Consider the following 22,496-nt stretch of genomic DNA (forward strand, 5'->3'; position numbering starts at 1 on the left):
ATTCCTCTCCTGGTTTTCTATATCAAAGCTTTGTATGAGGGACTACCGCTGCTTGAATCTGAACATCGAGAATGCAAGGCTTACGCTGCTCCAATGCGGAACGCAGCTCCTGCTCTAACTGCTGAGGAGACTGCACTCGCCGTCCCATACCGCCGCATGCCTCGGCAATCTTCGCAAAATCAGGGTTAACCAGCACGCTGCCCAGCGTCTGGAGTCCCGCTGTCTCCATCCTGTTCTTTTCCATCGCATAGGAACCATTATTCATGATCAAAACAACGATTGGCAGCCCCAGCTGAACCGCGGTTTGGAACTCCATTAACGTCTGTACGACTCCGCCATCCCCCACAACCGCAATAACCTGCCGGTCCGGATACTCTAACTGAGCTGCAATGGCCGCGGGAAGTCCGAAGCCTAATGTACGCCATCGACCGGAAATGAGGAACTCTTGCTGCTTCGCTTGAAACACCCGGTTCAACCAGAGCGTATGATCGCCGGTATCTACAGCAATGATCGCATTTGGAGCTGCCAGGTTGGAAAGGGTATGAATCACACGCTGCGGAGCCATCGGAGCAGTCTCTTGCTGCGTCTCTCGAACGATTGTTGCTTTCCAGCTTTCCGTTACTTCCTTTATCCGCAGCTTCCATGCGTCACGCGCAGCGCCGGTTGGTAAAGCCATCTGCAGCAGTTTGGGCACGATTTGTTTTAGATCTCCTACAAGCCCCATCGCTATTTCATGACCGATTCCCATCTGGACAGGTGACTTGTCAATCTGCAGAATACGCGGCTGCATGGGAGTATAGCCCTCCGGCCACCAGGTTCCGCCTAATATGACGATCAAATCACTTTCATCCAGAAGTATAGTCGATGCTTCACTGCCTGCCTGTCCCAGCCCTCCGGAGTAGAGCTCATGATTATTTGGAAAAAAGGAGCGCGCTGTGTAGGTGGTGACAACGGCCGCTTGAACTGTCTCGGCAAGCTGTTGGATTTGAGCCGCGGAGTCCTGTGCACCACGGCCAAGCAGGAAAAGAGGACGCTGAGCCCCTTGTAGCATGTCAGCAGCTTCCTTGATCTTCCCTTCAGGTGTCAGAAGCTCTTGATGCAGGTGTTCGGGATAGCCCTTTACCTTCCCTTGAACCTTCAAGGTATACAGATCCTTAGGAATAGATAGATGGGTTACTGCTCCAAACATCTTCGCTCTTACCAAACATTCCTGCAAAATTTCCGGCAGTGCATCGGGATGGGCAAGCAGCTCGGATTTCTCAGCAATTGGACTTATGAGCTGCTGTTGATTGATGTATTGCTTGGTATGCGTACCTATGTGCGGTTCATCGACCTGTCCTGTCAGCACCAGTACACCTGCATGATCCATTGCGGCGTCTGCAAGACCATTGATCAGGTTGGCTATGCCGGGGCCGCTGGTGGCCAGACACACAGCCACTCTTCCCGTCAGCTTGGCTTCTGCGGATGCCATCAGAGCCGCACTTCCCTCGTGCTTGCAAGCAATGTATTGGATCTTGCTCTGCTTGGCCAGAGCATCCAATAAATACAAATTTGCATCACCGATAACCCCGAAGATTCGTTTTACGCCCCATACGGCAAGCTGCTCTAGTATATATTGAGCAACTGTCAGCACGTTGGCAGACAGGGTCTTATTTTGATTTGCAGGATCCAAGACGGATAGAGACATGGAATCACCCCTTCACGATTGTAATTGCAATCGCTTTGTAGGTTTTCCCAACCTGCACACCCCCATTCAATGCTTAGATGGACAAGACAACGGAGTATTTACAGAATTCGTTCAAAAAGCTATAATTTGATCAATTGATCAATATTTTGTACGATTAATCAGTATTTATTTGAAGGAGGATTGGTTTTGTCCAGAATTCGGCGATTTGCTCCTGTGCTTGGTTTACTTTTGTTAGCTCCATGGGTAGGAGAATTTTTACTTGGGACCAGTCCAATTCAAAACATGGCAGCCGCTTTGGTACTGCTTTTGCCAATGTATGGCGGAGGCGCATTACTAATTCGGGAAACGGCTCGCCGATTAGGCCGCGGCTGGCCTACAATGCTCTTTTTTGGCGCAGCATATGCTATTATTCAAGCTTGTCTAATTGATCAATCCCTTTTTAACATCACATATTTCGATACTCAATTGAACAGAATTGCTGCCCCTATTCCCTTAGTTGGGATCAGCGCCTATGACTTACTATCTTATGTCGGAGGCCATGTAATTTGGAGCATGGGCGTGCCTATCGCAATTATAGAGATGTTGACTCCTTCAAGAAGAGTAACACCTTGGTTAGGAAATAAAGGTCTGTTCAGCATCGGTATTTTGTATTTGTTTGGTTGTGCAATTGTATTTTCCTTTACCTACATGGAGCAGAGGTTTATCGCTTCAGTGTTACAGCTGGCAGGTGCTGCCATGGGTGCATTCCTAATTATCTTGATCGGTGTTTTTCTCAAGAAAAACAAAAGAACAGCTTATGAGTCGAAAGCTTTAATAAAGCCACTTCACCTGGGAATTGGGTCATTTGCGGCTTCCAGCCTATTTTTCTCCAAACCGGAAAATTGGGGCGGTGTAATATGGGGTGTTTGCATTCTATTACTTTCGTGGATACTCATAAGCCGTTGGTCAAGTCATCGGGATTGGAGCATTCAACACCACTTCGCAATAATTACGGGTGCTTTGCTCACCTATGCATGGGGCGGCTTTGCCATGACTTTACTTTTATGGCCGGATAACACTTGGGCCTGGATCGGTAATGTGATCTTTGCTCTGATGGCCATTGCACTACTGACTGTAATGGTAAAAAGAATACACAATCCAATCCACTAAATTCAAAAATGCTTCTTAAAAAAAGGGGGTAAGAAACTCTTGTTCAAATCTCAACAGAGCAACAAGCGTATTACGGTTATTGGATTAACGCCGTTTGAACGCATTTTTCTGCTGATTGCTCCACCTGCTGCAGGCCTTATTGTGGGATATTTCTTACCATCAATCGCTGATTGGGCTGCGGGATTGCCTTGGTTTCCCTTTCAGGGTCCTTTGAAGCTGCTCGCTTCAATTCAAGAGATCTGGCTTACCGCAATAACAACTATTTTAGGTTTTATTGCAGGTATGTGGCTTTCTGCTGAGGCGTTAAAAGACAGCCTTATCATCACTGTTTCTGATGAAGAAGTAATTTTGAACATTGCGGATTCGACTCACCGCTATTCCAGATCTGATATCGCTTCGATGTTTATTGACGGCAAGGAGCTTGTCCTTCTTGGAAATGCCGGTCAAGAACTAGCACGAGAACGTTATGAATCGACGCCTGCCAAAATAGCAGATGCATTCGTCAAGCACCGTTATTCATGGTCGTTTGATGGGGACCCATATGAGGCAGAATATCGTCTTTGGGTGGATCATACGCCAGATTTATCGCCAGCCTTGAACGCTCTACTAAGGGCTCGTAATCAAGCATTGCAAAAGAAAGACATGGAATCTGCTAAAGAAATGCAATGCGAAGCTAGTAAACTTGGTATAATGGTAAAAGATAGAGGGAAGTTTCAATACTGGAGAAACCTAGGCAAGACCCACGAGGTGAGGTACGATGACCAATAAAAAAAAGGACGAAAAAAAATCTTTCATTTCCGAGGCCAGGCGCGAGCAAATCTTTGATGCGGTCATTATGACGCTGGATGAGATCGGTTATATCCACGCCAGCATGGCCCAGATAGCAAAAAAAGCTGGGATTAGCACCGCATTAATTTCTTACCATTTTCGAGACAAAAACGATTTGATGGACTACACTCTGATGAAGCTTCTCTCCGATATGTCTTCCTATGTTCTGGAACGTACGCAAGCATTATCGACTCCTAGCGATAAGCTCCGCGCCTATATCGAAGCAAGTATTGCTTATCATATAGAAAAGCCAAAATACAATATTGCTCTGATTGAGATTATATTCCATGCCCGGACGCTCGATAACATACCCTATTATAAGCTGGACGACGATGAAGAGAATCCTTTGGATAGAGAACTGCAACAGATACTACTTGATGGTCAGGAGACAAAGGATTTTGGCGAGTTCAATGTTATGGTGACGGCAAGCGCAATTCGTGGCTCCATTGACGAATATATATTTAATAAGAAGCTGATCGGCACTATCGATCCGCAATCCTACAGTACCGAGCTCGTGAATCTGTTCAACCGTGCGGTCATGAGATGAAGACAGATAGTCTTAAACCAACATCACTTTCAAACTCCACATGAGGCCAATAGCGTTTAGCGTGGGAACCCCCGAACAGGCCGCGGCTGCCATATACAATAAAAGTGACTTCGCCGTTTGGCAAAACGGCAGCATCTTAGACTATGGCGGCCGCATCGAGGCTCAGACGTAGCTTGCAGTTACTATAAATGGTCAACGATATATTGAAGGATACATGTGAATTTCGAATACTTTGAATCTAGCTCGAAAGGTGGAGAGTAGAATTGAAAGCTTTTTTTATAAAATTGTACTCTGAATATTTACTAATCCCCCGAGCGGTCCGTTTATTGTTTTTGTGGGGGTGGATCATTTTATTTATATTTGCTAGTTATACATTCCATTGGTTTATTTTTTAAGTTTCATTCATTATCTGAGGGCCTATTCGTTCATTGGTATCGGGCAAGCAGTTCTGTAAGCTTCGCCCTTATAGCATCCTTTAATTCTGCAGGCTCCTTCAGAACAGCCTCATTCCCAAGCGCAATGAAGAATTCTGTGTAAAAGCCAATATCGCCGCGGGATACCTGCGAATCGAGCACCCCGCTTCCATCCTCCAGCACACGAAGCATGGGAGCGGCCCAAAGCTCACCTTCGCAGCGCTGGACACCTGCACGGCTTAACTCCGCATACAAGCGGATCGGCTCTCTAGGCTGGGCATACTCCCTCCGGCTTAACCGGACTTCACCTAGATCGAGCGGCTCCGTGGTTTCGTCGTGGACTGCTTCGCTGATCCGATCACATCGAAATACACGGAAGCCTTGCCGGAGAAAGCAGTATGCCGTACAGTACCAAAAGCCGTTGTTTGCATAAATACAAACCGGTTGGATCCGGCGGCTGCTCTCGCCCTCTTCCTTCGACTTGTACACAACAAGCAGCACCTTCCGATGAATCGCAGCGTCTAGAAGACTTGCCAAGCAAGGAGCCTCACCTCGCCTTGTCGGCGTAATGAAGTCTACACGGTCCTTCATGCTGTCGATACGGTCTCTGACATCCCCTGGCATATAGTGGTAGAACTTACTTAATGCCGAAGCCGATTCCGCTTCGAATGGAAGCGAGGAATAATGGCGCAGGGCGTATACGGCAAAAAACATGGCTACCGCCTCCCCTTCCGTAAAGGCGATCGGCGGCAGTACCCTCTCCCTTACCACTTGATAACCTCCATGCGGCCCTACTTCCGAATAGAGCGGGACTCCAAGCTCGCTCAACTCCTGCAAATCCCTCAAAATCGTACGCTTCGACACGCCGAATTCGTCGGCCAGCTCCTGAACCTTGAATCTCCGCTTTCGGTTCACGGTTAGCATCAATTCCATCAATCTTTTGGATTTGGGCATCCTAACCATCCTTTTTTTCAAATCAAAAAAGTTTATGACATGTATTGTCACTATTATGCCTTAAGATGAACACAGCATACAACATAAATCTTTAGGAGTGATAGATGATGCGCAAGTTTACATTGTTATTCTTTTTAATTATGTTCATGATCGGAACCGACACGTTCCTGATCTCTCCCTTGCTTCCGACGCTGCAGAAGGAATTCTCCGTCTCTACGGTAGTCGCCGGCTGGATGATTGGCTCTTATACTCTAGGCTCGGCCATATTTGCCTTGATCGCCGGACCCTTGTCCGACGGCTGGAACCGTCGAACCGTCTTGTTAAGCGGCCTGCTTGGATTCTCCCTCACAACGATTCTGTGCGGCTTTGCTGACAGCTTCTGGATGATGTGCCTGTTTCGCTTCCTGGCAGGCGTCAGTGCAGCCTTCACAGCCCCGCAAGTGTGGGCTTCCATCCCTGTGTTGATGCCGGCGTCCAGCATATCGAAAACGATGGGGGTAGCATTCTCGGGGCTGGCCGCTTCTCAGGCTCTAGGAGTACCGATCGGAAGCTGGCTGGCGATGACCCACTGGTCGGTGCCGTTTTGGACGATTGGGATCGCTTCACTGCTGCTGGCTGCTGCCGCTTTCTTCTTGCTGCCTGCTATGAAGCCAAGTGCGCGCCATGGCAGTACCTCCATTCTCGCCCGATATGTCCCTCTAATCACAAGCAGTAAGGCGAGAAGCGGCTTCCTCGCCTACCTGCTCCTTCATTTGGGCAGCGGGACTGCATTCGCCTTCGTTGGAAAATGGATGGCCGATCGGTTCTCACTGCCAGTAGGACAGATCGGGACCGTAATGATGTTTCTTGGCCTCGGCACGTTGGCGGGCAGCTTGGTTAGTTCGGCGGTAACTCGAAAGCTGGGCCATGTAAGGACCGTTATCACGGGCATGCTCTTGCTCGTGATCCTGTACACGGCGGCACCCCATTTAACAAACGTGCCGGTAGTAGCAAGCGTATTTCTAGTCATCTTTGCGACGCTTGGAGTTATTTTCCCAATTGTGATGGAGGCTCTCACCTCACTTAACGCCTCGATTCGGGGTACGATCTCGAGCCTCGCCAACTCGACCATGAATGGAGCGAACACGCTCGGGTCTTGGGTGGCCGGCATCCTCTACGTCCAGTATGGCGGATATTCGTCTATCGGTATCTTCGCAGCCGTATGCCTTATTCTATCCCTTGGAACGTTCATGATCGGCGGTTTATTTTGGAGGAATGCGGAGAGGGCTGTACAGTAACCGTAATTGTTTAAAAATCGGGGGCGGGATAAAGTTGTTGTCGGTAGTCTTACATGGCAGCAACTTTATCCCTCCTGTCGCTATAATTTTAAATATCGTAAAGTTCAAGTCCACGAAATGCCCTTGCGACCATCTTCAACTTGAAGTTTAACACCAAATTTAACCCATGACCCCACTTTGTAGGAGACTTAAAGAGGCACCTTTCTCTATCCCTGAGTTGGTTTCGCCTCTATAGGTGTTCCTGTAGTCTGTTTGGATATCGCATCGAAATACTCTACAACGACCTCACGAAATTCCTGAGCGGCACGTGAAATATACCGCCCCTTGTGCCATAATAAAGCAATTTCCCTTACCAATCCGCAATCCTCCACTTGGAGATAGTGGATGTCCTCCCGCGAATTCCTTACTGTGCTTGGCATGAAGGCAATACCAATTCCGGCTTCCACAAGAGTGCTCAGCCTCGCAGGCTCATTCCCTTCATATACATATTTGGGTTCGAATCCAACCGATTGGCATACAGAGTCCACTAAATCGCGAGTACCGTGGCCCTCCTTTACACCGACAAACCATTCATCCTTTAACTCTTTCAAAGAAACGCTGCTTCGTTCTGCCAGCCGATGCCCCTTTGGAACAGCAATGAGTATGGGATCGTTGTACACCATTTGACATTCAATATCATCTTCTTGTATTGGAGGAGAGGATAGACATAAATCAACCTCTCCTCGATGAAGAAGGGTAACCATTTCCTGTGTGGTCAGCATTTGAACATGAAATTGGATATGAGGCCGCCTTTTCCGAAACTCTCGCAGGATCTGGGGCAGCGTGCCCGCAGTGGTTACCGCCAATTTGAGCGTGCCGTGCTCCGGGCTGGACAAATCGCCAATCTCCTGTCTCCCCTGCTCCAATTCAAACAAAGCCCTTTCCGCACGGCGAAGGAAGCGGCTTCCGAATTCATTGAGACGCAGATTCCTTCCTGTTCGATCAAATAGCGGAGCTCCAAGATGCTCCTCCAGGCGTTGAATCGTTTTACTCAGTGATGATTGCGTAACGTGCAGACTTCGTGCAGCCTCGGTCACATGCTCCAATCGGGCTACTGTAATAAAATATTGCAATTGAAGGAGTTCCATTTTCTTGCCCTCCATTCATTCCCTCAAGTCAATGAAATCATAACATAAAATGCGTTGGAGTAAATAACTGATTTCATGTACGATAGCATTAAAACATTTTAGGGGGAGCTTAATAATGAATGCCCGCAGTTGGTGGTTAATGATTTCTGTAGGACTTGGGATCCTGATGAACCCCTTAAATTCTTCCATGGTTTCGGTTGCTATTCCAAGGCTGCAAAATGTGTTTCAGCTCGACTTTACTACGGTTTCCTGGATCATATTTTCTTTCTACATTGCGAGTGCCATTGCCCAACCCGTCATGGGAAAAGCTAGTGACTTATTCGGGCGCAAGAAGATATTTCTTACCGGGCTACTGATTGCCTTCGCCGCCTCCTTAGCAGCTCCCATATCTCCGAATTTTGGGTGGATCATCGTATTCCGTATTGTGCAATCCGTCGGAACCAGCATGATGGTAGCCGTGGGAATGGCTATTGTACGAATTCATATTACGGAGAAGCAAGCGACTGCGCTATCCGTATTGTCCATATTCCTCTCCGGAGCAGCAGCCATTGGACCGTTTATTGGAGGGGTCTTGATTCACTGGTGGGATTGGCATGCAATCTTTTTCGTCAATATTCCGTTTGCGGCGGCGAGCTTTTTTTTGGCATGGAGGACGATTCCCGAGGACAGAGCTTCGGCACAGGTTGAAAGCAGCATGTCCTTTCGGAAATGGATGAGTATGATGGATGTACCGGGTATCTTGCTTTTCGCAGCGGGTCTGGTTGCCCTGCTCGTTGGATTATTATCAGCAAATTCCACAGGACATGTTTCGTTATTCAATGTCGCTGTCGGATTGATAGGTCTTGTGCTGCTTTTAGTTTTTGTGCGACATGAGTTAACAACGTCATCGCCTTTCATTCCTTTGCGCACATTCGCCAAGTATCCAGCGATAACTTGGGTCAACGTCGAATTCATGCTCGTTAACGTTCTGTTTTACTCGATCTTCTTCGGGCTTCCCTCCTACTTGCAGCTGGTTCGGCATGTCAGCGAATTCCATACCGGGATTCTGATGCTAAGTTTAGGCTTATGCTCGCTCGTTGTTTCACCGTTGGCAGGACGATGGATCGATAAATCAGGTCCTCGACCGGCCTTACTAGTGTCCGCTATATTAATGACTTTGGGGTCCATATGGATTGTGACCTTGAATCAAGCTTCGCCGGTTATTAGCGTATGTCTGGCATTAGCTGCTTTCGGAATTAGTAACGGGTTGAACAATGTCGGCATGCAAGCAGCCTTGTTTCAAAGCTCGCCAAAACCAATCATCGGTGTAGCCTCAGGATTGTTTAATACTTCGAGATATTTCGGAACCATTCTCTCCTCATTGTTGATAGGTATCGTGATGGGAGGGAAGTTCAGCTTCGAGGGATTTCGATTGCTGGGGATCATCCTCACGATAGTTGCGTTGTCGTTGGTATTCATGAGCCTGCGCCGCCGGGGATCTGAGCAAGCAGCAGATTAGTGAGATAACCCCGCATCGACAAATCGAATTTTTCGCATTCAGCGACCGCGGATGTCAATATATTATGCTAAAAAACAAAAACCGCCTTATTTCTGGCGGTTTTGATCAGATCTCCAATGGATTAAAGCAACGTCGTGGATCATTCCATTCTTTCGCTTTATCGGAAAACGTTCATATGAATGTGAAATATTCAACTCATGCAAAATATCAGATAATGCATCCGCGCGTTCCTTTTCCATCTCCTTGACTTGAAGCGGACCTGCAAAGGGCCTGCCGATAGACTGGATAAGAAAGACGTGCCGGCGTGCAGTTTCGTGCATTTTCAACAGACTTGCCTTCATGTCCCGAATCCGGTAAAAGGCATTCGCACCAAATACGATGTCTGCCTTATGCTCAGGTGCCTCCTCCCATTTGCTGATAATCGCTTCTGGAAAGGAACCGATTCTCGTCGGCCAGCTGCTGCATAGCTCCTTGTACATTGCCTTCGACGGTTCAATCAGGGTGATCTCACCGACATTAGGAGCAAGCAATTGCGTGAACCCGCCTGTTCCCGGCCCGATCTCAAGGAGATGGTCATCCGGCGCAAGGTACTCATAAATGGTATTCATGATCGGCTGCGTATAGGGAGCTAACGGATTCCGCTCATCATAGGCGGGTGCGTTTTCGACCCAATAGCTCTCTTCCTCCGCGTCAATTCCCACCCTGCAGTCTTTGGCTGCCGCCTGCTCCCAGGCTTGAATCCAATATTCAGATGGCATTGCTGAAATAGTCGTATTAATATGATTCATTCGCTGATCTCCTTTACATGATGGAATAGGAAGAAAAGGCTCTAAACGCCTCTGTTAACTGTTGAGTGTAAGGATGCTCGGGCTGCTCCCATATAGCGGCGCTATCCCCGAGCTCTACTATGCATCCCTGATGCATCACCGCAATTCGACTGCAAGTATGGCGAACGAGGTCCAAGTCATGGGAGATAAACAGGTAAGACATTTGATACTGCTTTTGAATATGCTGCAGCAGTTCTACGACCTGCGCTTGAACGGAGACATCCAGCATCGAAGTGGGCTCATCCAGGACTAAGAGCTTGGGCTCCAGGGTCAGGGCTCTGGCAATAACGACCCGCTGGATCTGTCCTCCGCTGATTTGATGGGGATACCTGTACAGAAGATCACGATGAAGTCCAACTAACTCCATCAGCTCAAGGACCTTAGCCAAGCCCTCTTCTTTATCCATCAAGCGATGCAACGTAATCGGCTCCAGCATGCTTTGAATTATCGTTTGACGCGGATTTAATGCGGAGTCCGGATGCTGGAATAAGATCTGCATTTGCCTGCGAAGCGGCTGCATTTGCTTCATCGTGTAATACGTAATATCGACGCCATTAAAAACAATGCTTCCCCCAGGATCGCAAGGAAGAAGCTTTAGTATGAGTCGGGATAACGTTGATTTGCCGCAGCCGCTCTCTCCTATTAAGCCCAAGGTCTCGCCAGACTCTATGTTCAACGAGATATTTTGAACCGCCCTATAACTGAATTTATGTAGCCAGCCGGTTTGAAAGGTTTTGTTCAGGTTGGCGACTCGGATCATAGAGAAAACACCTCGCTTTACTTGCTTCTGCTTGTTCAGTGCCCGTACAGCTGCCCGGGGTTGTGACTGTGGACAACGAATACAATTCAGGCATTTCCATGCTGCACTCTTGTTGTCTATGCTTGCATCGGCTATAAAACGAACAGCCAGTGCTCGTCTCAGAGACTCCCATGCTTGTACCTGGAATAGGCACCATCCCCCGGCCGGGAATCGATCCGAGGAGCCCTTGGGTATAGGGGTGCTTCGGATTGCGGAATAGCTCCTTAGCGTCGCCCTGCTCTACTATTTGGCCTGCATACATGACGCCGATCCTATCGCATAACGATTCCGCTACATGCAGATCATGCGTGATGACGAGCATTCCCGCACCCGTTTGTTGAGCGACTGTCCTCATCACTTCCACTGTCTGATATCTGACCATGGCGTCCAAGCCTTTGGTAGGTTCATCCGCAATAATAAGCGATGGATGACCGCACATGCCGATGGCGGCAAGAACCCGCTGCTTCATTCCGCCGCTAAGCTGAAAAGGGTAGCTTCCCATTTTACGCTCCGGTTCCGGCATTTGCAAACGCGACAAGAGCTGTACAGCATCTGTATGGAGCTGTTTTCGTCTTTTATCTGTCCGGTATCTGACCATGGATTCTTTCAGCTGATACCCGATCGTCAGAACGGGATTCAAGGAGGTTGCCGGATTTTGCGGGATCAGCGCGATCTCACTGCCTCTCCATTTGCGCAAGCTTTTTGGCTCCAGCTTCAGTACATCCTGTCCTTTAAACATAATGGATCCTGTTACTTGTGCGGTATCGGGAAGAAGACCGGGAATGCTAAGGCCCATAACCGATTTCCCGCTGCCGGTTTCACCGATCAATCCCCAGATTTGTCCTTGATGCAGATCAAGGGAAACCCCCTTCACGGCATGAACCATCCCTTCTTTCGTCCGAAAGGATGCTGTCACATTCTGAATTTGAAGTAGCGGGGCCATGATTCACCACTTCCTTCCATTTAAAGTAACGATCTTTCCTGAGACGATTTGGTATCGAGCCTGTCTCTAAGATGATCCCCTATCCAATTGATGCATAATGAGACAACTGCAATACAGAGTCCTGGTGCCAGCATGAGGTGGGCATAGCTTCGAAAGTACGGCCTTGCATCATTCACCATAACGCCCCAATCGGCTGCGGGAGGCTGGAGCCCCAGACCGAGAAAGCTTAGCGAAGCGATGGATAAGATAACCCGGCCAATCCGAATCGTAAATAATACGAGTAACGGTCCTATCATATTAGGAATGATGTGACGGACGATGATATAATGATGTCCAGCTCCTAAGGCACGAATGCCTTCGACATAAGACTCCTCGCGAATCTTCATGACTTCCCCACGGACCACCCGGGAGAAATCCGGCCACGAGGTTACGATAAGGGCAATAAACAGGCTCTTAATCCCCGGCCCTAGGGTCCCTGCTATAGCCAGCATGAAAGCAAGCCCCGGCAAGCCTTGAAAAATACTCACGATGCCTTGGATGAGATCATCGATCCATCCTCCCCAATAGCCCCCTATCGTTCCAATGATAAGTCCCAACGCCATGGTGACAGCCGTTACCGCGATGGCAAGCAGTATGGATACCCTTCCTCCATAAAGGAGTCTGCTGAACACATCTCTGCCCAATGTGTCCGTCCCGAGGATATGCTCGGGAGAAAGTGGTGCCAGCCGTTCTGACATATTCACCTGATTGGGGTCATACGGTGCGATCCACGGCGCCAGGAAGCTGCATAAGAGGATCAATAAAAGCACTAAGCAAGCGAATCCGGCAGCCCCCTTCAGCATCACCCTGTGGCCTGGTAGCCTGATAGAGGTAAACTTCAGCTTCATTGAAGCTTCCCTCCCAATCTCATTTGCGGATGAATGACAAGGTAAGACATATCGACTAACAGATTAAAAGCTACATAGACAAGGCCTGTAAATACAACATACCCTTGAATAACGGGATAGTCCCTGCGAAATATTCCATCCATAGCAAACCTTCCAATACCCGGTATGGCAAAAATCACTTCCACTATGACCGATCCGCCAAGAATAGCTCCGAAGTAGGATCCGATGACGGTAATAAGCGGAATCATGGCATTTCGCAAAGCATGAATGATCAATATGCGTGTGTCGTGCAGACCTTTGGCTTTCGCTGTTACCATATATGCCTGATTCCATACCTCAAGCAGTGCCGCTCTGGTTAAGCGCATAAGTACTGCACTCGTTCCGGCTGCCAATACGATGGCGGGCATAATAAGATGTTTAAAGGTTCCATAGCCGCTGGTAGGCAGCCAGTGAAGCTTTTCGGAGAATACGGTGATCATCAAAATGGCCAGCCAGAAGCCGGGGATTGAAACCAGGGATAAAGCCAATATTCGCGCCGTGTGGTCAAAAGATGTGTTTTTCTTCATGGCCATGAGCATTCCCAGTGGAATTCCTGTGCCAACTGCAATGACCAAGGCCATCCCTGAAACACTCAATGTTACAGGAAGCCGGCGCAGTAGCTCCCCGCTTACGGATTCTTTCGTCATATAAGAAGTTCCAAGATCCCCGTGACTCGCTTTCCACAGCCAATGTGCATATTGGACGAACATGGGATCATTCAATCCAAGCTCTGCCCTTTTCGCCTCAATTTCTTGCTCTGTCGGCTCCTTAATCCCATTCATGCTTAAAGCTTCGACCGCAGGATCTCCGGGCGAAGCCACACTTAGTGCAAAAGCTATAAAAGAAATACCCATAATGACCGGAATGGCTGCTGCTATCCGTCTAATGAAATACATCATGTTACGATGCCCATTTGAGCTCGGGAAGCGTAGTTCCGTAAATCGTTGCCTTATAACCGGTAATTTTCTTGTTGTAAGCAATCAAGCTCGCATCGTTGAACAAAGGAATTGTCGGCAAATCGGATGCCGCTATCGTTTGAAGCTCATTATAAATGCCTTTGCGCTCGTCCATGCTCAGGGTGGCTTTTGCTTGATTCAGCAGTTGGTCCACTCTGTCGTTTTTGTAGCCAAGGCTGTAGCTTTTATTGCTGGAGCCTGTGCTGGATAAATAGTTGGTGAATAACGTATACGGGTCTCCGTTCGGAAGACCTTGCGTAGCCAATGCCAGGTCATAATCTCCTTTGGCCTGGGCATCTTTAAAGGCGGCCCCATCCAGAATGCGGATATTCACATCCAGCTGCAATTCCTTCAGCACGGATTGGAATAGCTCTGCTTGCGCCTTATAAGGATAACGGTCCAAGCCGTAAGTTGGCACGATCAACTCGATGCTTCTTCTTTGATTGCCCAGTACTTCAGCTGCCAATTTCTTGGCCTCTTCTGGCCGATAGTCCAATGGGATATCCTTATAAAACGGCGAGGTATTGTTCAGAAAATTAACCGTTGCCGCAGGATAACCCAAGTAAAGCTCCTTCACTAATTGCTGACGGTCTATCATCATGCTAACGGCTTGACGCATTTTGGGGTTGTCAAAAGGCGCTTTTTTTCCATTCGGATGAAGATAATGAGAGATGGTTGATTTTGTAGCCGAAAGCTCGAATTGCGAATCCTTCAACAGTTCTTTGGCTAGAGTCGGAGGAATAGCACCGAGGTCCATAACCCCCATAATCTCTCCTGATTTCAAAGCGGCAAGTCTGGTATCAGGATCCGGTATGACGCGAACACGTATCCGTTGGCTGGCAGCCTTCTGACCATAATAGCCGTCGAAAGCTTCCAACAATGCAAATTGGTCCTTCTTATGTTCGATCAGCTTGAAAGGGCCTGTTCCTTGAGGAAGGCCGTTAAAATCGCCTTTTTCATTGAAATTTTCAGGGCTGTAGATCGGGCTTGAGAAATTCACCATCGAATACAGTAAAGTCGGTTGCGGATTCTCGAAGACGAGCTTGAAGGACATATCGTCGATCTTGACGACATCCTTTAACCCCGGATAAGAGCTTTTGATATCCAGAGTATAGAACGGCGAGCTCTTGGGACTTACTTGCTTGTAGCGGTTAAAGTTAGCGATGACCGCATCGGCATTCAGCTTCTCCCCATCATGAAATTGAACATTCTCCCGCAGCTGAAAGGTCCATTCCTTGCCGTCCTCGGACATCTTCCAAGACTTTGCCAGCTTGGGGGCAGGCTGTCCATCCTCGGAGGCTGTAATTAACGGCTCCCAAACATAAAGAATTGTACTTGTGTAATAGGAATCCTGAGGACCCGGAGCCAGATCGCGGGGAGCGGCCAGCACGACCTCTTCCGGATGTACGCTGCCGGAGGAAGCAGATGAATTAGCCTGACGCTGTGCAGCCGGACTACACCCGGCCATCACAAGTAGTACGCAAAGCGTCAACAGGACAAGCTGAAGTGCCATTTTGCTCCGTAAAAATGAAGGATGCATGATTATAAATTCCTCTCTCTTTCTAAAATGAAATACAAAAAAGACATCTTTACCCAGACGTGAAGCTAGAAAGGTAAAGATGCCCCGGTTGTTGAGGAACAAACGACAAGCCGTCTTTAACACTTCCCTATCAGCCGTAGGTAAAAGCAGTGCTGTCAGAACAGGCAGGTCTCCTGGCTCTGGATTCCTCATCATCAGCAGCCTTCCCGGTCTATGGCTAGACCAGTGGCACCGTTGCTGTGACTCCTCCATTACAGTGGCGGGACCGCGTCGGTGTTGCACCGAACTTCCCTATTAAGCTTTAGCATCTGCTAAAGCACCTTGTTCCCCTTATATGCAATTTGTATGAAACCTATCTGATCATATAGGAAAATTCCATTTTGGGCAAGCATAAAGCATCCATCATAAAGCATCAGTCGCCAAACAGAAAATCATCGTCCGTCAAAGTTTCCACGTTAACCGTCCGAATATAGCCGTTACCTTTCTTGGAAAAGAAATCATGCTGCTTCGTACGAGTATTAATCCCGTTAAGGACAATAGGATTGATATCCTCTTCCGGGAACAAAGGCTCCAGCCCCAGGTTCATCATGGCTTTGTTTGCGTTATAACACAAGAAGGCTTTCACTTCGCCCGTCAGCCCTACTGCGGTATACAGTTCCTCTGTATATTGCTCTTCGTTGCTGTGCAAGTAGCGAAGAAGTCCTTGCAATGTCTCATAAGCGGCTTGCTGCTCGTCCTGATCCAATTGGGCATACACCTCTTGAGCCAGCATGCCGACATACAACCCATGGATGCTCTCATCACGCAGAATCAGGTTAATGATCTCCCCGCTGCTCGTCATTTTCCCTTGTCCGGCCAGGTACAGCGGATAAAAGAAGCCGCTATAGAACAAATAACTCTCGAGCAGTACGGAGGCTGCCATCGCCAAGTACAAATCTTTGCGTGAATGAATGTTGTTATAATATTGGGATATCGTCTCCGCCTTGACTTGCAGGAAACGGTTGTTTTCAATCCATTGAAAAATGCTATCGATCTCTTCCGTCGATGCCAATGTGGTAAAAATACTGCTATACGATTTGGCATGGATTTGCTCCATCATCCCCATAAAGCCGAGGACCGCTTTACGCTGCAGCCCTTCGACGAGCTCGAGAATTTTGGGCATTCCGACGCCGCCTTGTACCGTATCGAGCAGCGTTAAACCGCCAAGTACCTTCATGTACAGGTCCCGCTCCGCATCGTTTAATGTCAGCCAGGACATTTTATCATCGGATAGCGGAATCTCCTCATCCGTCCAAAATTGCATAATATTTTGCTTCCAGAATGTATCCGTAAAATCGTCATCTGGACGGTTCCAATTCACGGCTTTCCAAACACTCATTGCTGCAACTCCCTTTCCAGCTTATCTTATACGGAACAACTGATGCACTCTTCAACGGAAAGATGGTTCGTCCGAGTGTAATAAAGAGATTTCAGTCCTTTTTTAGCTGCGTAAATATAGTATCGAGCCAGCTGTCTCGTAGTCACATCGCTGTTGACGTGCAGGACCGTGGATATTCCCTGGTCCACATGCGTTTGAATTTCGGCAATCAAATCCAATACCTTGAACTGATCCATCTGATAAGCCGATTTATAGAAGAAGTAGTTATCTCTGCTCAAATACGGCATCGGATAGTAGGTAGTCGAGTTGGCATAAGTGCGCGTTTCGATTTGCTCGACAATCGGCATTACGCTTGACGTTGCATTCTGGATATAGGAAATGCTCTGTGTCGGCGCAATCGCAAGCCGGTAAGCATGATATAATCCGTAAGCTTGTACAGCGGACTTCAGGCTCGCCCAATCTTCGGGAGACGGGATTGGCATATCCTTGAACAGCTCTTGTACCTTACTTGTAACGGGTCTGTAGTCCGTTTCCAAATAGCGGTCGAAGTAAGTGCCGTTCGCATAGTCGGATTGCTCGAAGCCTGCAAACGTAACGCCGCGCTCTTTGGCAATCTCCATGCTTCTTTCCAACGAGTAATAGTTCATCATCATAAAGAAAGCACGAACGAAATCTTTGGCTTCTTCGCTTTCATAAGCAATTTTATTTTTGGCCAAGTAGCCGTGAAGGTTCATTGCTCCAAGTCCGACCGAATGCATCTCTTGATTCGCTTTGGCAACGCCAGGGGCATTGGCGACGGTCGTCATATCGCTGACCGCTGTCAGTGCGGTAATCCCTTCCTTAACGGATTCCTTCACTTTATTCAGCTCCATCACGTTGGCAATGTTCAAGGAAGCAAGGTTGCAGCTGATATCGCGGCGGATTCTATCCGGCTGGCCGTAATCGTTGATTTCCGATGTCTCCTGCAGCTGGAAAATTTCCGTGCAGAGGTTCGACATTTTTATCGCGCCCAGCTGCTTCAGTGGGTGTACGCGATTGGCATTGGTTTTGTTCATAATGTAAGGATAGCCTGATTCCAGCTGAATCATGGAGATCTTGATCATCATATCGCGTGCGCTCATCACGACTTTCTTACGCACACGATCATTAGCCAGTAATTCATCATACATAGCATCAAGATCCATATCATCCAAATGGGTTCCATACGCTTTATAAACGGAATAAGGAGCAAACACGTGCAGAGGCTTGTTTTCTTCCGCCAGCTGATAGAACTTGTTAGGGATGATCAAACCGATCGATAAAGTCTTGAGGCGTGTTTTTTCATCGGCATTGATCTTCTTGCTGTCCAGCAGTTCCATAATATCCCATCCGAAAATGTTGTAATAAGCAGCTCCCGACCCTCTGCGCTGCCCCATTTGATCGGCATAGGAGAAGGCATCCTCCATCAATTTGAGCACCGGCATAATGCCTTTTGCCGCACCTTCTACATCCTTAATCGGTTCTCCGCGGCCGCGTAATTTGGATAAATTGACCGCCACTCCTCCGCCGATTTTGGAAAGCTGCATGCAAGTGCCGAGAACATAGTTAATCGAATTCAGGGAATCGTCCATTTCCAGCAAAAAGCACGAAACCATTTCCCCACGACGGCTCTTGCCTGCATTCAGAAATGTCGGAGTCGCCGGCTGCACTCGTTGGTCCATCATGGCCGTAGTCAGCGTTCTAGCCGTATTCATATCTCCACGAGCCAGATGCAGCGCTACAATCGCCACTCTATCCGGGTAATGCTCCAAGTACATCGTGCGGTCATTGCTCTTCACTGCGTAATCCGTATAAAACTTGGATGCCGCCATGTAGGAAGGAAATTCGAAGCGATAGTTATGTGCGATTTCGTAAATTTCCTCAACGTCAGCCGGTGAATACTGCTGATATACATCCTCGTAATAGTCGTTATCGATCATATAGCGCACTTTCGCACTCGTATCCGCGAATTGTACGCTTTTGCTATGTACTTCCTCCATAAACGCCTTTACGGCTTCCTTATCCTTTTCCAATTGAAAAAAGCCGTCCGTATCTCTTTGCAGCAACAAATTGTTCAATTCAATATGCAGCAACCAAACGCACCTCCTGTTTAAACCGCTCTACATCCTGCTTCGTTCCTGAAAGCTCAAACTTGCTTACTACCGGTACTTTATATAATTTCGCGATAAGATCGGCGCTTCGGGCAAAGCCTTCTCCCCAATTCCGATTACCGCTAGCTGAAACTCCCATGAGATTCGCATGATTCTTTTGAAGAAAGGACATCACTTTCTGAGGCACTTGACCGAAGCCCGTAGTATAGGTGATTAGAACGAACGGTTCGTTCACCGTCATCATTTCCTCTATTTGAACCACTCGCATATTCAGCTTTTCGACAAAACGGCGAACATTTCCCGTCTTGGAGTCATAAGCGATCAACATGCATTTCTTCCCCTTCCTTAGTCCCTCGCGGAGCAGGCATAAAAAAGCGCGTTCGGCTAACAGGGCCGAATGCGCTGAAACGAGCATGCAAATGTACATACTTCATTAAAGACGTAACGGACACCTTCCTGTTCTCCGCAGGCCGTGTCAATGATCAGGCAGGTCTCCTGGCTAGAGAATCATCATGATCGATCCGCCTTCCCAGCTTGTTTGGTTCCTAAGCCAGTGGCATACAAGACCGATCCTCCTCTCTTACAGTGGCGGGACCGCGCCGGCTTCTCACCGGACTTCCCTATTAAGCTTTCTCGTTCTATTGAACGAAAAGCACCTGTCACAACAATATATAGTTGGCAATAAATAATCTATATCAATATATGGTATTTGTCAATGGATAGGATGGCCCTTGTTTTAGTATTTTTATAGACTTCAGCCTATAGCTGACAGTCATTTTCATGCATATAAAATGCCGCTGAGACTTGCTGCAGCAAGCCTTTTGTCGATGACAAAAAAGACCCGGCGCATGCTGCGCAGGTCCTAATCATCCGAAAAATTAGTTATTTAGTCCTGGGTACAAAGAAAATTGAACTGCTATATCTTTCACATTCCGCGAAACGAATACCGCTTTTCACCATCGGCTTGAACAGATCCAATAGAATTGCCTTTCTATTCACCGTAACGTCTGTCTCTGTCTTATTATGGAGTATACCCTGCCACTTAGTTTGTCACGGACTGCTCGTATTTGGCACGAGCCGTCTTAGTCGCCTCCACCATATTGCGCAGAGAAGCAACCGTTTCTTCAAGACCGCGTGTCTTCAGACCGCAATCCGGATTGATCCAGAACAATTTGGGATCTAACACACGCAATGCACGTTCTATCATTCCTGTCATTTCCTCTACGCTCGGAATACGCGGACTATGAATGTCATACACACCCAAGCCGATTCCCAGCTTGTAAGTGTTCAACTCGAAGCTGTGGATTAATTCGCCGTGGCTGCGGGATGTCTCGATGGAAATAACGTCCGCGTCCATCGCTTCAATGGAATCTATCATGTCATGGAACTCACAGTAGCACATATGGGTATGGATCTGCGTTGTTTTTTGAACTGTGCAGGTGGCAATGCGAAAAGCTTTGACAGCCCATGCAAGATAATCTGCCTGCTCCGACTCTTTAAGCGGTAAACCCTCGCGTACTGCCGGCTCATCCACCTGAATCATGCCAATGCCTGCCTTCTCCAACGCTTCTACTTCTTGTCTGAGAGCATAAGCCAATTGGTAGGCAATCTGCTCGCGCGGGATATCCTCACGGACAAACGACCAGTTCATGATGGTGATAGGTCCTGTCAGCATTCCTTTTACAGGATGGCTCGTCTTGGACTGGGCGTACTTGGTTTCTTCAACGGTCATTTCACCAATGAACGCTACATCTCCGTAGATCACCGGCGGCTTGACGCAGCGGGAACCGTAGGATTGTACCCATCCATTTTGGGTAAATGCAAATCCCGCGAGCTTTTCACCAAAAAACTCCACCATGTCGGTTCTCTCAAACTCACCGTGTACAAGCACGTCGATGCCGATTTCTTCCTGGATCTTGATCCAGGTATCGATTTGCTCCCGGATAAATTCAGCATACTGCTTGTCGTTCCATTCCCCTTTACGCCATAATTGACGGGCTTTACGCACCTCAGCGGACTGCGGGAAGCTGCCGATGGTTGTCGTCGGAAATAGCGGCAATTGCCATTTCGCCTGCTGAGCTGCATAGCGTTCTGCAAACGGAGCGGAACGTACTGGTTCTTGAGAGCTGACAGCTGCAACGACGGTCTGAATCTCGCTGCGGTTTCGATCAGCGGATTGCTGAAGCGCTTGAATCGTACGATCATATTGCTCCAATTCTCCTTGAACTGCTTCCTTTGAGGAGAAAGCTTTGGTCAATAGGACGAGCTCATTCAATTTTTCATCGGCAAACGCGAGAGCACCTTTCAATTCGGAGGTGAGCTTCGTTTCCCGCTCTACGGTTACCGGTACGTGAAGCAGGCTGCACGAAGATTGAACAATCAAGCAGTCAGCAGGTACTGCCCTCGCAAGCTCTTTCAACAACTCCAGCTTTCCGGTTAACGAGGCCTTCCAAATACCGCGGCCATCAATGACTCCCGCACCCAAAACCTTGTCCTGCGGGAAGCCAATTGTTTGAATGGACTTCAGATTTCCGTCGTATCCATGAACGAAATCAAGGCCTATTCCTTTAACTGGCAGCTTGACGATATCACTGTACCGTTCTACTGATTCAAAGTACGTTTGCAGCATAAGATTCAAGCCGGGTACTGCTGCGGCAAAAGTTTCATAAATATGCTTCAATCGCTGTACGTCCTCATCGGATAGCTTGGTTACAAGAATCGGTTCATCCACCTGCACCCATTGAACGCCTTCCGCCGCAAGCTCCTGAAGCAACTGCACATAGAGCGGCAGCAGCTTATCCAGCCAGGCCTCCGTTTCCGATGCGGCGTAACCTTTGGAAAGCTTCAAGAAGGTCAACGGCCCAACAATAACCGGTTTTCCTTCAATACCAAGCTTCTCCTTTGCTTCACGATAAGCTTCAAGAGGCTTATTCTCCGTAAGCACCGGTGACGCTCCTGAAAGCTCAGGTACAATATAATGATAATTCGTATTGAACCATTTGGTCATTTCACTTGCGGCGGCACCCTCAGTCCCGCGGGCTACCCCGTAATATACGGACAAAGGAACGGCTCCGCCTGTATACGAGAACCGGCTCGGAATAATGCCGAACATCGCTGCCGTGTCCAGAATATGATCGTAATAGCTGAAGTCATTGACAGGAATGAGGTCAATTCCTTTCTCCTGCTGCTTGCGCAAATGACCCAAACGAATATTCTGCAGCTGACTGCGAAAATCTTGTTCTTCCAAACAGCCTGACCAGAACGCTTCCAGAGCCTTCTTCCATTCCCTATCAGCACCAATACGCGGATAGCCTAATACGCTGCTTTTTACCATGTGAAAAACTCCTCTACAATTTGGTTATAAAGAAATTTACCACAGATTGGTTGCTATAAAGTAATTGGATTATACTATATCTAGTTATAGCCGCAGGCTATACCGCATAAGTTGGGCTATCGTTTGCTTCAAGGCTTCGATATATATAAGCGGCTCCCAGTTGATGACGAGCAACGGATTTGTT

Annotated in this window: 18 protein-coding genes and 2 riboswitches; of the genes, 5 read left to right on the top strand and 13 right to left on the bottom strand. The window is 48.0% G+C overall.

All coding sequences use genetic code 11. The features are described from left to right. Positions 1-22: 22 nt before the first annotated feature. Positions 23-1,687 carry a thiamine pyrophosphate-binding protein gene (locus tag GGC63_RS10875; RefSeq protein WP_192702349.1) on the bottom strand — a complete coding sequence of 555 codons (1,665 nt, stop codon included), beginning with the start codon at positions 1,685-1,687 and terminating at the stop codon, positions 23-25. A gap of 186 nt (positions 1,688-1,873) precedes the next feature. Between GGC63_RS10875 and GGC63_RS10880 the strand changes: the two genes are divergently transcribed. Genes GGC63_RS10880 through GGC63_RS10890 form a run of 3 tightly spaced genes read left to right on the top strand, consistent with a single transcriptional unit; the run spans position 1,874 to position 4,211 of the window. Continuing rightward, the gene (locus tag GGC63_RS10880) at positions 1,874-2,836 is read left to right on the top strand and encodes a hypothetical protein (RefSeq protein ID WP_192702350.1); all 963 of its coding nucleotides are present in this window, start codon (positions 1,874-1,876) and stop codon (positions 2,834-2,836) included. A 39-nt stretch (positions 2,837-2,875) separates the two neighbouring features. Beyond that, positions 2,876-3,604 carry a DUF308 domain-containing protein gene (locus GGC63_RS10885; RefSeq protein WP_192702351.1) on the top strand — a complete coding sequence of 243 codons (729 nt, stop codon included), beginning with the start codon at positions 2,876-2,878 and terminating at the stop codon, positions 3,602-3,604. Next, positions 3,594-4,211, top strand: a complete 618-nt coding sequence (locus GGC63_RS10890) for a TetR/AcrR family transcriptional regulator (RefSeq protein WP_192702352.1) — start codon at positions 3,594-3,596, stop codon at positions 4,209-4,211. Before GGC63_RS10885 ends, GGC63_RS10890 begins: the two co-directional genes overlap by 11 nt. Positions 4,212-4,636: 425 nt before the next feature. Here the strand turns inward: GGC63_RS10890 and GGC63_RS10895 are convergent, their stop codons facing one another. Continuing rightward, the gene (locus tag GGC63_RS10895; RefSeq protein WP_192702353.1) at positions 4,637-5,578 is read right to left on the bottom strand and encodes a helix-turn-helix transcriptional regulator; all 942 of its coding nucleotides are present in this window, start codon (positions 5,576-5,578) and stop codon (positions 4,637-4,639) included. A 104-nt stretch (positions 5,579-5,682) separates the two neighbouring features. Here GGC63_RS10895 and GGC63_RS10900 point away from each other — a divergent pair, with 104 nt between their 5' ends. Next, a complete protein-coding gene (locus GGC63_RS10900) occupies positions 5,683-6,855 on the top strand; it encodes an MFS transporter (RefSeq protein WP_318781026.1) in 1,173 nt (390 codons plus the stop codon). 206 nt (positions 6,856-7,061) lie between these two features. On the opposite strand, the gene GGC63_RS10905 is transcribed toward GGC63_RS10900, so the two are convergent. Continuing rightward, on the bottom strand, positions 7,062-7,982 hold the full coding sequence (locus tag GGC63_RS10905; protein WP_192702354.1) for a LysR family transcriptional regulator: 921 nt from the start codon (positions 7,980-7,982) through the stop codon (positions 7,062-7,064). 115 nt (positions 7,983-8,097) lie between these two features. Here GGC63_RS10905 and GGC63_RS10910 point away from each other — a divergent pair, with 115 nt between their 5' ends. Further along, positions 8,098-9,480 (top strand): MFS transporter, encoded by a 1,383-nt coding sequence (locus tag GGC63_RS10910; protein WP_192702355.1) that lies wholly within the window; start codon positions 8,098-8,100, stop codon positions 9,478-9,480. An 86-nt stretch (positions 9,481-9,566) separates the two neighbouring features. Here GGC63_RS10910 and GGC63_RS10915 read toward each other — a convergent pair whose 3' ends face one another. The 10 genes from GGC63_RS10915 to metE form a co-directional block, all read right to left on the bottom strand. Further along, positions 9,567-10,268, bottom strand: coding sequence for a class I SAM-dependent methyltransferase (locus GGC63_RS10915; RefSeq protein WP_192702356.1), 702 nt, complete (start codon positions 10,266-10,268; stop codon positions 9,567-9,569). 13 nt (positions 10,269-10,281) lie between these two features. Next, the gene (locus tag GGC63_RS10920) at positions 10,282-11,067 is read right to left on the bottom strand and encodes an ABC transporter ATP-binding protein (RefSeq protein ID WP_192702357.1); all 786 of its coding nucleotides are present in this window, start codon (positions 11,065-11,067) and stop codon (positions 10,282-10,284) included. After that, positions 11,015-12,049 (bottom strand): ABC transporter ATP-binding protein, encoded by a 1,035-nt coding sequence (locus tag GGC63_RS10925; protein WP_192702358.1) that lies wholly within the window; start codon positions 12,047-12,049, stop codon positions 11,015-11,017. Before GGC63_RS10925 ends, GGC63_RS10920 begins: the two co-directional genes overlap by 53 nt. A gap of 20 nt (positions 12,050-12,069) precedes the next feature. Beyond that, entirely contained in the window at positions 12,070-12,936 is an 867-nt protein-coding gene (locus tag GGC63_RS10930; protein WP_225948119.1) for an ABC transporter permease, read from the bottom strand. Further along, entirely contained in the window at positions 12,933-13,874 is a 942-nt protein-coding gene (gene nikB, locus GGC63_RS10935; protein ID WP_192702359.1) for a nickel ABC transporter permease, read from the bottom strand. Before nikB ends, GGC63_RS10930 begins: the two co-directional genes overlap by 4 nt. A gap of 1 nt (position 13,875) precedes the next feature. Beyond that, a complete protein-coding gene (locus GGC63_RS10940) occupies positions 13,876-15,471 on the bottom strand; it encodes an ABC transporter substrate-binding protein (RefSeq protein WP_225948120.1) in 1,596 nt (531 codons plus the stop codon). Positions 15,472-15,616: 145 nt separating this feature from the next. After that, positions 15,617-15,810, bottom strand: a riboswitch (cobalamin riboswitch). A gap of 73 nt (positions 15,811-15,883) precedes the next feature. Next, the gene (gene nrdF, locus GGC63_RS10945) at positions 15,884-16,849 is read right to left on the bottom strand and encodes a class 1b ribonucleoside-diphosphate reductase subunit beta (protein WP_192702360.1); all 966 of its coding nucleotides are present in this window, start codon (positions 16,847-16,849) and stop codon (positions 15,884-15,886) included. A 26-nt stretch (positions 16,850-16,875) separates the two neighbouring features. After that, positions 16,876-18,960: a class 1b ribonucleoside-diphosphate reductase subunit alpha gene (gene nrdE / locus GGC63_RS10950; RefSeq protein ID WP_192702361.1), complete on the bottom strand. Its 2,085-nt coding sequence runs from the start codon at positions 18,958-18,960 to the stop codon at positions 16,876-16,878. After that, positions 18,947-19,306, bottom strand: a complete 360-nt coding sequence (nrdI, locus tag GGC63_RS10955) for a class Ib ribonucleoside-diphosphate reductase assembly flavoprotein NrdI (RefSeq protein WP_079911539.1) — start codon at positions 19,304-19,306, stop codon at positions 18,947-18,949. The genes nrdE and nrdI overlap by 14 nt, the downstream gene beginning before the upstream one ends. Before the next feature lie 139 nt (positions 19,307-19,445). After that, a riboswitch (cobalamin riboswitch) is annotated at positions 19,446-19,653 on the bottom strand. Between the two features lie 367 nt (positions 19,654-20,020). After that, a complete protein-coding gene (metE, locus tag GGC63_RS10960; RefSeq protein WP_192702362.1) occupies positions 20,021-22,312 on the bottom strand; it encodes a 5-methyltetrahydropteroyltriglutamate--homocysteine S-methyltransferase in 2,292 nt (763 codons plus the stop codon). Positions 22,313-22,496 lie beyond the last annotated feature (184 nt).

The organism is Paenibacillus sp. OAS669 (assembly GCF_014873645.1).
Classification (GTDB): domain Bacteria; phylum Bacillota; class Bacilli; order Paenibacillales; family NBRC-103111; genus Paenibacillus_S; species Paenibacillus_S vulneris.